Raw genomic sequence first — 12,947 nt, 5'->3', positions numbered from 1 at the left:
TAATCTAATATCGATGAAAAAATATATTGTAGCAGCTGCTTTAGTTTTAACAGCATGGCAGTCGCGAGCCCAACAGGACGCAATGTATACCCAATATATGTTTAACACTTTAGCGATAAACCCGGCTTACGCTGGGAGTCGCAATGTTCCCAGCCTAACAGGTTTATACAGATCTCAATGGGTTGGAGTTGAAGGTGCTCCCGAGACACAAACGGTGTCTTTTGATACCGCTTTACCGAATAAGCGCATTGGCGCAGGGATCCAGGTGTTCAATGATAAGCTGGGAATTACGAACACTACAGGTGCTAACCTGAGCTATGCTTACCGTATACTGATGGAAAAAGGTACGCTTGCTTTCGGTTTGCAGGCTTCTGTTACCCAGTACCGGGCTGATTTCAGTTCTGTTCGTTTAAATTCAGCGAACCCTTCAGACATGGCGTTCTATTCGAATGTGAATAAAGTGATGCCTAACTTTGGTGCTGGTATTTATTATAATACAGATAAGTTCTACCTCGGACTATCAACTCCTCACCTTTTTAACAATCGTCTGGTTAATGATTCTGTGACAACTTCAAACGCTTTGGCCGCAAGGCAATATCTTCACTTTTTTATGTCTTCCGGTTATGTGTTTACCTTGGATCGGACATTCAAATTAAAGCCTTCGGTATTGTTTAAAGGTGTTGCCGGAGCCCCACTGCAGCTCGACCTGAACTGCAACTTATGGATTGCAGACCGTTTTGCTGTTGGTGCCCAGTACCGTACAGGCGATGCTGTTGCAGGAATATTGGAGCTGCAAGCTTCAGACCAGATCCGTATCGGATACTCTTATGACAGAAGTACTTCAAAGCTTGTTGATTATAACTCGGGTTCGCACGAGATCATGATCAGATATGAGTTTGGTTTCAGAAAGGACAGAATTGTTGGACCGCGTTATTTTTAATCATGAGAAGAATCTATTTACTTTCAATAATCCTGTTTATATCCTCTCAAATCTTTGCCCAGAAGAAGGTTATATATAAAACAAAAGGAGATAAGGAGTTTAATGCTTTAAGGTATAGAGCAGCCATCCAACTTTATAAGCTATCTGATACTACCGATCAGGAGGTAATACAGAAAATTGCAGACTCATATCGTGCCGTCAAGGATTATAAAAATGCACAGGCCTGGTATCAGAAGCAGGCGGAACAAGCGGATCAAACAGCAGAGTTCTATTTAAAGTATGCAGATGTTCTAGCTGCAAATGGCCAGTATGAAGCATCTCATAAGTATTATAATCAGTATCTGCTGAAGAAACCATCCGATAAAAGAGCAAAAAATCTTAGCGACAGCTATAATAAGCTAAGTAGCTTTTATAAGGATTCTGCAGACTGGAAGATTAAGTACTTGTCTATCAATACTCCAAAAGATGAATTTTCCCCTGTGTTTTTTAAACGTGGCCTTATCTTTAGTTCTAACAGAGACAGGCGCTGGGGAGTAAGGAATGTTTTTGGCTGGACCGAAACGCCGTTCACTGATCTTTATATGGTTCAGGACACTGCTAAAATTGCTAAGGTTCCACCTGCAAATTATTTCTATAATGATAAAATGAGAGCTACTAAAGCACATAAACAACGCCTTCCGGTTTCAGTGAATGACACGAGGGTGCTTGGGGACATTACCTACCCGAGAACTATTGCCGATGTAAGTTCTTTCAAAGATTCTTCGGTCGTAAAACTGCTAAGGGGAGGTTTGAATACAGCTTATCATGATGGTCCTGCAAGTTTCTCTGGCAGTGAGTATTACATGATCTACAACCGGAACCAACGCGATAGGAGTACGGCAGAAGACAAGAAGAACGGCATTTATAAGTTAAACATGTACTCGGTAAATTACCTTGGTGGAACCTGGTATAATAAGCAGCCTTTCAAGTTCAATAACACAGAATATTCAACGGCTCATCCGGCATTAAGTGAGGATGGAAAAGTTCTTTACTTTGTTTCTGATATGCCGGGAGGCTTTGGTGGGAAGGACATTTACTATAGTACTCGTGAAGATCGGGACGCTGAATGGTCTGAACCAAAGAACCTGGGTTCTCGGGTTAACACTGAAGGTGATGAGACGTTCCCTTACCTTTCTAAAACGAACAAGCTATTCTTTAGCTCCGACGGTCTTTCTGGCCTGGGAGGATTGGACATCTTCTCCGTTGAGCTGAGGAATAATTTACCATTTTCAGAACCCCGTAACCTCGGGTATCCCGTTAATTCAACAAAGGATGATTTCGGTATCATATTAAGCGGAGATGAAAAGAGCGGTTACCTTAGTTCTAACCGCTATGGCAGTGATGATATTTTAAGGTTCAACTATGATCCTTTTATCCTTAAACTGGAGGGAACTGTTTACACAGACTTCGGGGGATATAAGCGAGTAGTTGAGAATGCGATGGTGAAAATTGAACATGACAATCAGGTTGATTCTTTGTTCACTGATAATATGGGACGTTTTACAACCCGGCTTGCTCCTAAAACAGATTATAGCATAACTGGTAACAAAGCAGGGTACTCTACAGACAGTAAAACAACTACAACCAAAGGAATTACGAAGTCGACCACTTTATATACGGAGTTGTTGCTGCATCGTTCCCTGGAGAACATTCCTCCTGCTGAAATTACCAACTGTCAGTTAAGTAAGCTTTTTGGTTTAAATCCGATCTACTATGATCTGGATAAGTCATTTATACGTCAGGATGCTGTGCCTGCACTTACCAGACTGGCTTCCTTGTTAAAGCAATACCCGCAACTGACTGTAATCGCAAGCAGCCATTGTGATAGCCGCGCATCGAAAGCATATAATGTTGGATTATCATTGAGAAGATCTGAGTCGGCTAAAAAATACCTGGTTTCCCTGGGTATTAATCCTCAACGGATAAAGATTACTTACCATGGAGAAACTCAGCTTACAAATGAATGTGGTGATGATGTTCCTTGTTCGGAAGAAGAACAACAAAGGAACAGGAGAACAGAATTCTATATTATTAAAAATGGATTGAACCTGTCGAGGTTAAATTGTGAAGGCAATTCCAGGTAATACCGGAAAACTGATATAAGTAAGAAAACCTGGTTCGAAAGTGTCAGGTTTTCTTACTTATAGTCCAACCCTTGTCGGATCGCAGGAACTGTTTCAACAAATACTACTAACATATCGAATAAATACTACATTAAATAGAAGCAGTAAATAATACTTTTGCTGAACATTTGGTGAGGGCGACAATCGCTTCTAATTATGAGTTTGATGGATAAAACGGGACTCTAAGTCCTTATTTAACAAGTATTTTAAGGGGTTCAAAAAGCTTATTTCTGGGGATATTTTAAATAAGCATAGCTATATCTACTCTCCAGTAATTATTAAATTTCAAATAGTAACATGAAAAATTCAACCATCAGCGTTAATGCAGCGCTTTTATTACTGATTGTGTCTTCCCTTTTTAGCTCCTCATGCAACACGATGACTAAGACGCAGAAAGGAGCCGTTATTGGAGCAGCTTCAGGAGGAACTATTGGGGCTCTTATAGGCAAAAGAGCAGGAAATACGGCCCTGGGTGCAATTGTGGGCGGAGCAATTGGGGGAACAGCCGGAGCATTTATCGGACGAAAAATGGACCGCCAGGCTGCCGAATTAAAAAATACGCTTCCAGGTGCGGAAGTGATAAGAGAAGGAGAGGGGATAATTGTGAAATTCGACTCAGGGATCTTATTCGACACAGGAAAGTCTAGCTTGAAAAGTGAAGCGAAAAAAAATATTGAAAGTTTGGTAGCTTCTCTTAAAAGTAACCCAGGTACTAATGTTATGGTGGTGGGACATACTGATAATGTGGGAAGTGATCAATACAATTTAAGTTTATCAGAGCAACGAGCTTCTTCAGTAAAAAACTATATATCCAATTTGGGTATAAATAGTTCAAGGGTAACTACAAGAGGTATGGGCGAAGCAGAGCCTATCGCAGATAATACTACAGAAGTAGGAAAAGCATCTAACAGACGAGTTGAGGTTGTAATAGTTGCCAATGAAGCCTTGAAAGCTGAAGCAGGTAAACAATAAGTTAAAATATTCTATCTACCTATAGAAGCAATAATAGACAGCCGGGTGTTCTACCGGCTGTCTTAAAATTGCAAGTAAACTTGGAGAATATTAGGTTGGAGATAGCCTTAATTCTGCTTAAAACTATTCTCAAGCACCAACACGATTCTTAAATATTTATATTGCTGCCGATTTAATTGTAGAAGGAAGCGATATAAAATGTTTTTTTTTAAGCGGATTTTGAGTTGGTGGGAATTTCTTAAAGGTTCACCGGAAGACTTTTCTTTACAGAGCAGGATCTATAACTCTGTTTGTATTGTTACTATTTTAGTTATCGCCTATAATGTTCCCTTTGCTCTTGTTCTGGGAAGTTGGGAAGAGGCTTTACCTTTTATTATTCTACTTCCAGTACAACTATTCCTTTATTATCTCTCGCGTTTTAAACATAGGCTTGTTCTAAGCTTTGTTATTTATTCAATTCTCATTAATATTTTTTTCAGTTATAACTATTTTATAAATGGTGGTATTCAGGGTTCTACCCTCTTGTCTTTTTGTATCACCTATTTTTTAATTATCGCTATTGTCCCACGTTGGCAATACGGCATCTGGACTTTTGGACATTTGGTCCTCGTGATGGGGCTGCTATACTATGAACATAAACATCCGGAGAGTATAATGAAAAAATATACCGGCAGTGATGCAGTCTTTATTGATAGTGCTTCTACATACATAATCAACACCATTCTTATTCTTGCTTGTCTCTCCTATATCAGGAATAATTACGCAATAGAAAAATCGAATGCAGAAGAGCGTGCCTTAAAGATGAAAAGCCTGAACCAAAAGAAGGATAAATTGATATCAATTATTTCTCATGATTTCAGTTCACCGCTTACAAACATTCGTACGTATTTAAATATCCTTCAGAAGAAAGAACTAAATCAGGAAGAGAGAGGGATTTTGGAAGGGAATTTACACCAAATGACCATGGACGCCCAGGAGTTGTTGAATAATCTGTTAATGTGGACCAAGAACCAGCTGGAGTTTACCGAAACGGTTATTGATACAATAAATGTAAATCAAGTATTACAGAATACCCTGCGATTGCTAGCTCATCTGGCAGATGAAAAGGGAATTTCTATTGATTACAGAATAGATGATTCGGTTGAAATAGAAGGTAACGCATCAATGTTTGATTTAGTAATTAGAAATTTAATCAACAATGCTATAAAATTTAGTAATTTTGATGGTGTTATTGTAATTAGAAGTGTTAAGGAGGATACACACTTTAAATTTCTAATTGAAGACAATGGGATTGGCATTTCTGAAGAACTACAGCATCGTATATTTTCTAAAGGTGTAGAATCCAGCTTTGGTACCAGGAATGAAAAAGGAGCAGGCATTGGCCTTCAAATCTGCAAGGAGTTTACAAAAGCTCAAAACGGAGATATTTGGTTTTCGTCCAAAGAAGGCGTGGGCACCACATTTTATTTGCGCTTCCCGGCCAAGGCATCTTCGTAGTCTGAAAAGTTTGTAGTTCGCCCCTTCTATAACGTGTTTGGAAATTTGATGAGCTTGAATTACAGGAGAAATATACTGATTGCTGATGATCACGCAATTGTTCGTTATGGTCTAAGCCTTCTTATTAATGAAAACATCCCTACAGCTACTTTGCATGAGGCAAGTACTTTTGATCAGGCGAAGGAGATTTTGAACGAGCAAAGGATTGACCTGCTAATTCTCGATATCAATATGCCGGGCGGGGATAGTATAAAGATGATTGAGAACATAAGGGTAAAATGGCCTGCGACTAGAATTTTAATGTTTTCAAGCTATTTGGAAGATTTGTACGCGATTAGATATATACAGGCTGGAGCTCAGGGTTATGTACATAAAGAGACGAACGAAAAGGATATATTAAAAGCTATCGAGCAGGTTTTATGCGGCAAGACCTTCATGAGTGAACATGTAAAGGAGATTGTAATTAATAATGCTATTGGAGGTGAAAATCCAACAGGTATTAGCTCGCTTTCCAACCGGGAACTGGACGTAGCTAAGCTGTTAATTAAAGGATCGGGGACGGTTGAAATTGCAAACATCCTAAATCTACAGATGTCTACAATCAGTACTTATAAAAAGAGAATTTTTGAGAAGCTTCGCATAAAAAATGTGGTCGAACTTGTTGAGCTGTTTCAAAAGGGTAATGTTAAACTTTAGACTTTGTTCAACTTAATCTGCCATAATCCGCAATTGAATAACAAGGCTTCATTCATCTCTGCCAAGACGATTATAAATTAGTTTTCTGCTTACATAAAACCGCCTGTTAGGTTTACAACCTGTTAGTTCTTCACAATTTCTTCTGCTTCGTCTTCTTTGTCTTGAAGTTTGTCTTCCTCTTTAGCCCGTCCAATCTTTAGTTTTGGATTCTCCTGTGATCCCCTTACTTGTATTGGAACCCCTAAAATACCGAAAGGAGGTAAGCCTAGCCTGAATTGTAAATTGAGATCTCCATCAAAACTTACTTGCCCTTCTATTCTTGGTCGGAACCCCGCAATCTTCATGCGTGTTCTTTCAATGCTAATAATATTATTTGCAATCGAAGAACGAATGGTAATTTGACTTAGTTTAGGATCTTCGAGGTCTTTATGCCCGGTTTTTTTACTAACTGCATTAAAAAGTTTAAAGCCCTTTAGTTTAACGTCTTTAACCGATATTATGCCATTGCCCTTTATTGATGGATAAACAGGTTCCATGTTGCCGTTTAATCTACCGCTGAGTTTGTAATCCAATGAGACGATGCCGCGAACATGTGCAGCAGAAGAAGCTAATTCTCTAAAAACCAGGCTGCTATTATAAGCTTTTTGAATGTCGAAATCCTTAGCATTTATTACGTACTGGAAATATGCCGTCTTTGAAGAAAAGGCCTTATAGGCGGCACTCATTTTTACGGGAGTTCCTATAAAATTGGCACTAAGATTCTGAAGGTCTAGCTGCCCATTTTTAATGGATACCATTCCATGCATTCTATCAAACTTGACTCCCCCGTAATTAACTTCCTTCGCTTCTCCTGAGAACTTGATTTTGAGGTTATCAGGTATCATTATTACCCCAGGCTTCCCTGGCATCGCTTTAGCTCCCCCAGGTGACACTGGTATTGAGCGAAACTCATCCGCAACGATTAAGTCGCTTTTTAGCTTGAAGTCGCCATAGAGCTCTCCTTTTGAGGTAGTAATGTAATCTATAATATTAGAAACACTACCTTCTAGTGCAATTTTGGTTCGGCCGAAACTGGCTTTGAAGGAGTGGAAGTTAATTTCGTCGTTGTTAAAACTAAAAATACCTCTATTAACCATGAAAGGCTTGGGTAAAAGATCGGAGGAGAGAGCGAGGTCTCTAACCCGGAATGTGCCTTTGTTAAAGAGCTTTTTGTAGTTGCCGTTATTCGCATCCTTTTGTTGTCCAGCCAGCTCAACGTTAGTACGAAGCAATCCTTGCACTTTATAATTGTTAGAGGCAAAAACACTGTACAGTTTTCCTATATCAAGAATCCCGTGAGAGGAAATCTTGTAAGAGAGATTACTTAGGTTAGCCAAATTTGCCCTTAATACAAAGGGCTGATTCATAAAATGAAAGGATAAGGGGCTAATGTTTATTTTGAAGTCTTTTGATTTTCCCCCGCTGCTGGATAAAAAAGAACTGATTTGAATTTTGCTTACAGGATATGGACTTTTTGATGTTTTAATGTATCCACCGTTTAAAAGTACAGAGGCATTCGTTGCAGGGTATTTTCTTCCTTTAATTTCTATACCACCTTTCGAGGCTATATCCATTTTTAATTCTCCCTCCATAGACATGCCTTGCATTGGGTAGATTTTGTTAAGGGAGGCCAAGTCTATAAAAGCCTTCAAACGGGTGTCGATATTAAGTTCAGAGTTCCGGGTTATACTTAGATGTCCATTCAGATAATTGTTTAACGACCTGGCATCTATTTTCTTTAAGTCAAGTTGTATGTTCCTATAATTACTGTCAGGGCAAGCAGCTCGTACGTCAAACTCAAAATGGTCAATACTATTTGGCATTGACGCATACTTGAAAAAGCCTTTAGAAAGTTGAGTGTTTAATTCAAAGCGGGGAATACTCATTAAAATAGTGTCAATATTTCCATTGCCATAGTTATTTAATTTGTATCTATAATTGCCCTCAGCACGAAGGCTAAGGTTTAAAATTCCGCGCGTATCTGTTTTTTGAATATTAAGAGCCCTTTGAATCTTCCCGAGGTCCAGGTTTGCCCGCAGATTGCCATTGATATAAGGACTATCTAAACCACGAGTGTGTAACACTCCCGCGAAAGACCCTCCATCAATATTAAAAAAAAGAGTGTCTAAATCAACCTTAGCTTTTTGAAGGTCAAAATCTGGAATAAAAGACCTCGCTTTCATTTGGATGTTATTCAGAGGAATAGAGCTTTTACGATGTCGGAACGCTCCATTTTTAATAGTCCATGACAGATCAAGACTGGGAAGCTCTTGATTTTGCGCGATGTATTTTCCTTTCAATCCCAGGTCAAAAGTTGATTTTCCTTTAATCTCAAATTCCTTAAAGTATTCAAGGTATTGTGGGGGTAGGGTATTAATTAAGTTTTCCAGGTCGGCCTCCGAGCTTCTCAACTTGAAATCCAGATCATAGCCGTTCTGTAGAAATTCGAATTTGCCTGAAAAGCTCAGCGGGACCTGATTTATTTGAAGTTTGTTTTTTATAAAAATCAGCTGAAGGGAATTAGTATTTATTCTGGTGATAAGATCAGCTTTAATTTTCCTTCCTACTGAATAAGGGATATTGTCATAGTAAAGGTCGAAGTGCTTAATTTGTGCCTGGGTTGTAAGATCAAATATTTCTTTGCTCAAATTTCCTTTTCCCGAATAAGTAAGACCTTTGATCTTTATCAGCATTGGCAGACTCTTGTCTTCGTAAATTAAATCACTCCTGGAAATGCTTATATCCTCAATCTTTAATCCGGAACTCTCAGAGGTAGTAGAAGAAGACGAGGAAGCGCCGGTGTTCAGCACGTTATAGTTAGCCCTACCCAAGCTATCAACTAATACATTGAATTTAGCCTTTTCCAGGAAAATCCGGTTGACAATTACCTGATTACCTATTAAACTTCTGAGGTTAATACCTAAGGCGAGTTCCTCGGCAGCTAGAAGTGTATCGGAGCTAAAAGGGGCAGACCCTTTTAAAGAAACATTATACAGGGATAATGTGAGGGCTGGGAAATGCTCAAAAAAGGAAAGTTTCATTTTGGTGAATGAAATTTTGCCATTGATGTTTTTATTGGCACTTTGCTTAACCCTGTCTGAAAAGCTTTTAGGGGTAATATAGGGCATTGCAGCCATTAGCAACAGGATAGTAGAAAGAACTATCAATAGGAAGAAGAAAAGGTACTTAGACAAAAGTTTCATTTTGTAATAGGAGCTGAAAGAATCAAATAAGATTATAGGATAGTTACTTCGGGAAAGTGACACAGGCTCTTCCACAAGTAGCGCTTTTTTCCTGAACCATCACATCATACCGCAAACTATAAACACTTAAAGGACGCAATAAAAAACGAAAAATATTTATGTTAGCGGGCATCTAGGAATGTGTTTAATGGCAAATATAGATATCGTACGTTAAAAAAGGGTTAAGGGAAAATAGAGATCAAGGCATTCTTCCTGGTTAAAAAATGCATATTGGAACTAAAAATGGAAATGAGGACACTTGGCAGATCTTTTCTTTCAGAATAACGATCTTTCTCTTAACCTTAACTTTTTTACCTTTGTGTTACCGCGGCGAAGTAATATATGCAGCTTTTGTCAATTCGGCTGAAACCTGCAACGAAACGCTTCGTATCAAGCAATGATGAGTTTAGGAGGCAGTTCTCCCATAATTCCCGCTTAACAATAAGAAATATTTTAAATGAAATGACTCTCTGTTCCAATGTGGGGATGGAGTAAAGGGGTAACGTGTATTATGGTTAATAGGTTCAAGTACAGAGTGAACGCATTAAATTTTCAACCGCCATGGCTGATCTTATTGATTGATGTGTTCTTTTCTTTTGTATCGGCACTTCTGGTGTTTGTGTTCATTTCACAAAGTGATAATTTTTATTTCCAGGTTCCGTTTTATTCTTCCCTGATTAAATTCCTTATAACAGGACTTATCAGTACTTCTATCACCAAAAGCTATCGCGGAGTGATCAGGCATACTTCCCTGGAAGATATATTAACTCTCCTTAAAACCAGCGCAATTCAATTAAGTCTTTTATTTAGCATCGAAATTATAGGTATCACTTTACTTAACAACACTTCTACTATTATTCTCTACTACTATTTTCTTAGTTCAGCTATGAGCCTGTTCCTCTTCTTTAACTACAGGATGGGAATTAGATATGTATTCTTGTTTGCTCGCACAGCATCGTCAGAGGGACTTAAAATCGGGATTTTTGGAGCGGGCGAATCTGGAATCTTGTTGTCGAATTACCTTAAAAATGATAGGGCGAATAAAATGGATGTCATTGCATTTTTTGACGATGAGTTAAGTAAATGCAGCAAGCTCATTAATGGTATCCCTGTAGTAAGTGCACAGCGTCTTGAAAGCTTTGCCAGGAAAAATGGAATAAAACAAATTATAGCTTCTCCAAGGGTAATTTCAAATGTAAGAAAGGAAGAACTCTTCGAAGCATGTAAAAAAGCGGGTGTTCAGTTGAAGGTAATCCCTCAAGATGATATATGGTTTGTAGAGAAGAAGAAACCTGAGAAATTACATGATATAGAGATCCTTGACCTATTAGGGCGCGAGCAGATTTCTACTGATAAAACAGAGATCCAGGCAATGATCTCAGGCAGGGCGATTATGGTAACGGGGGCTGCAGGCTCTATTGGAAGCGAGCTTGCTCGCCAGATCATTGCTGAAAATCCTTCTCTGTTAATTGTCCTGGACCAGGCAGAATCTCCTCTTCATGATCTGGTTATTGACTTAAAGAACATAATGCCCGAGGTCACATTGGTGCCAGTGCTCACAGATGTGGTAAATAAGAAAAGGCTCGACTATATTTTCAGTACCTATAAGATTGACGTTATCTTCCACGCTGCAGCCTACAAGCACGTACCTATGCAGGAACAGCATCCTTACGAAGCCTTCTATTGTAACATACAAGGAACTTACAATTTAGCTAATCTCGCAGTTAGCTACGAAGTTGGAAAGTTTATAATGGTATCAACAGATAAAGCGGTAAACCCCACCAATATAATGGGGGCAACGAAGAGGGCGGCTGAGATCTATACTCAATCGTTGAATACCCAGCTTGCTGGCAAAGGTACTCAGTTCATAACAACCCGGTTTGGCAATGTATTAGGATCTAATGGGTCTGTAGTTCCCTTGTTCAAAAAGCAGATCGCTGCTGGTGGACCATTGACGATCACTCACCCAGAGATTACCCGCTATTTTATGACCATAAGTGAAGCTTGTAATTTGGTGCTTGAAGCAGGAGCTATGGGTAAGGGGGGAGAAATCTTTGTATTCGATATGGGAACACCTGTAAAGATCAATGACCTGGCGGTAAAGATGATTAAACTGAGCGGAAAGGAACTGGGCAGAGACATTGAAATCAAATATACGGGACTGAGAGACGGTGAAAAGCTTTACGAAGAACTGCTCGCAAATGGTGAAAATACCAAGCCTACCTATAACAAGAAAATTATGATTGCGAGGGTAAGACCGCATGCCTATCAGGAGGTGGTCAGCCAGTTCAATGAGATATTTTCCTACATGAACGAAATGGATGAAATGGGGATGGTAGGAAGTCTTAAAACCTTAATACCAGAGTTCAAAAGCAATCAATCCCGGTTCTGCCATCTCGATAACATTGCGAAAGATTCCCTTCGAAAAAAGGAATATGTTTAATTGTAAAATTGATAACCTTTAAAAGACATTGACGTAAACATTCGATATCCTATGAATAGTCCTGATCCTCTATTGGTTGGGATAATTCATCTACAAATGATAACGAATTAATATCTATTATGCAAAACTGGCGTTCTCTGAAAAACAAACTTTGGTGCTTTCTTCTAACTGTCACCTTTTTCGGAACTTCCTGCATCTCGAACAAGAAGGTAGTTTACATGCAGAATAAGGACAAGAGCAAAGCTCTGGTAACTGATTCTTTAATTCAATATTCCGTTCCTGTTTATCATCTTCAATATAATGATATTGTTGATGTTAAAATAAAAACAACAATTCCTGAGATGAATGCCATCTTCGGATTGGAAGATCCCGAAAGCAAACAGAGTTCTTCGCAGGGAATGAATCAAAACAATGGAGATGTCTATTATATGACAGGCTATACCATTGACCAAAACGGTGAAATCAAACTTCCTTTTATTGGCAAAGTGAAGGTGATGGGCCTAACTACAGGGCAAGCAGAGACAGTTATTAGTCAAAAACTGGCAGGGTATTTCAAAAAAGTATCGGTAGAAGATCTATACGTTCGCGTGAAACTCGGGGGGATAAGATTTAGCACTCTGGGGGAATTCAATAAGCCAGGTAAATACGTTGTTCTTCAGGAGCGCATGACTATTTTCGAAGCTATTGCCCAGTCAGGAGATCTTACTGTGCAGGCCAAGAGAAATAAGGTGAAGCTTCTGAGGCAGTATCCAGAGGGAACCCGTATTCATATACTGGATCTGAATGACAGATCTATAATTAACTCGCCTTATTATTTCATACAGCCTAATGATCAGTTATATGTAGAACCTTTAAAGGTCAGGCAGTTTGGTACAGGGGTAACTGCAGCTCAAACGCTGCAAGTAATTATTTCGTCTATTTCGGCTGTTGTTTTAGTATTAAGTTTAACGAAATGA

At 39.0% G+C, this 12,947-nt stretch carries 8 protein-coding genes; 7 read left to right on the top strand and 1 reads right to left on the bottom strand.

The genetic code is table 11. From position 1 onward, the window contains the following. Window positions 1–13 precede the first annotated feature (13 nt). The 5 genes from J4N25_RS21455 to J4N25_RS21435 all read left to right on the top strand — a co-directional run bounded on the left by J4N25_RS21455 (window position 14) and on the right by J4N25_RS21435 (window position 6,267). Window positions 14–940 (top strand): PorP/SprF family type IX secretion system membrane protein, encoded by a 927-nt coding sequence (locus J4N25_RS21455; protein ID WP_207423865.1) that lies wholly within the window; start codon window positions 14–16, stop codon window positions 938–940. Between the two features lie 2 nt (window positions 941–942). Continuing rightward, window positions 943–3,063: an OmpA family protein gene (locus J4N25_RS21450; protein ID WP_207423864.1), complete on the top strand. Its 2,121-nt coding sequence runs from the start codon at window positions 943–945 to the stop codon at window positions 3,061–3,063. Between the two features lie 336 nt (window positions 3,064–3,399). Beyond that, on the top strand, window positions 3,400–4,074 hold the full coding sequence (locus J4N25_RS21445; RefSeq protein ID WP_207423863.1) for a YiaD family glycine zipper/OmpA-like lipoprotein: 675 nt from the start codon (window positions 3,400–3,402) through the stop codon (window positions 4,072–4,074). Window positions 4,075–4,272: 198 nt separating this feature from the next. Continuing rightward, a complete protein-coding gene (locus tag J4N25_RS21440) occupies window positions 4,273–5,571 on the top strand; it encodes a sensor histidine kinase (RefSeq protein ID WP_207423862.1) in 1,299 nt (432 codons plus the stop codon). A 48-nt stretch (window positions 5,572–5,619) separates the two neighbouring features. Then, a complete protein-coding gene (locus J4N25_RS21435; protein ID WP_207423861.1) occupies window positions 5,620–6,267 on the top strand; it encodes a response regulator transcription factor in 648 nt (215 codons plus the stop codon). A gap of 122 nt (window positions 6,268–6,389) precedes the next feature. On the opposite strand, the gene J4N25_RS21430 is transcribed toward J4N25_RS21435, so the two are convergent. After that, complete coding sequence (locus J4N25_RS21430; protein WP_207423860.1) at window positions 6,390–9,509, bottom strand: AsmA family protein; 3,120 nt, start codon at window positions 9,507–9,509, stop codon at window positions 6,390–6,392. A gap of 574 nt (window positions 9,510–10,083) precedes the next feature. Between J4N25_RS21430 and J4N25_RS21425 the strand changes: the two genes are divergently transcribed. Both J4N25_RS21425 and J4N25_RS21420 read left to right on the top strand, forming a co-directional pair. After that, on the top strand, window positions 10,084–11,991 hold the full coding sequence (locus tag J4N25_RS21425) for a polysaccharide biosynthesis protein (protein WP_207423859.1): 1,908 nt from the start codon (window positions 10,084–10,086) through the stop codon (window positions 11,989–11,991). A gap of 218 nt (window positions 11,992–12,209) precedes the next feature. Then, on the top strand, window positions 12,210–12,947 hold the full coding sequence (locus tag J4N25_RS21420) for a polysaccharide biosynthesis/export family protein (RefSeq protein ID WP_207423858.1): 738 nt from the start codon (window positions 12,210–12,212) through the stop codon (window positions 12,945–12,947).

It is taken from the genome of Desertivirga brevis (assembly GCF_017355835.1).
Note: the sequence above shows the minus strand (reverse complement) of the source record. Positions and strands in the feature narration are given on the sequence as shown.

What these genes read in the sequence shown, in the direction of transcription:
- J4N25_RS21450 (WP_207423864.1), top strand. Translation starts at nt 943, where the DNA reads ATGAGAAGAATCTATTTACTTTCAATAATCCTGTTTATATCCTCTCAA.
- J4N25_RS21430 (WP_207423860.1), bottom strand. Translation starts at nt 9,509, where the DNA reads ATGAAACTTTTGTCTAAGTACCTTTTCTTCTTCCTATTGATAGTTCTT.
- J4N25_RS21445 (WP_207423863.1), top strand. Translation starts at nt 3,400, where the DNA reads ATGAAAAATTCAACCATCAGCGTTAATGCAGCGCTTTTATTACTGATT.
- J4N25_RS21455 (WP_207423865.1), top strand. Translation starts at nt 14, where the DNA reads ATGAAAAAATATATTGTAGCAGCTGCTTTAGTTTTAACAGCATGGCAG.
- J4N25_RS21420 (WP_207423858.1), top strand. Translation starts at nt 12,210, where the DNA reads ATGCAGAATAAGGACAAGAGCAAAGCTCTGGTAACTGATTCTTTAATT.
- J4N25_RS21435 (WP_207423861.1), top strand. Translation starts at nt 5,620, where the DNA reads ATGAGCTTGAATTACAGGAGAAATATACTGATTGCTGATGATCACGCA.
- J4N25_RS21440 (WP_207423862.1), top strand. Translation starts at nt 4,273, where the DNA reads ATGTTTTTTTTTAAGCGGATTTTGAGTTGGTGGGAATTTCTTAAAGGT.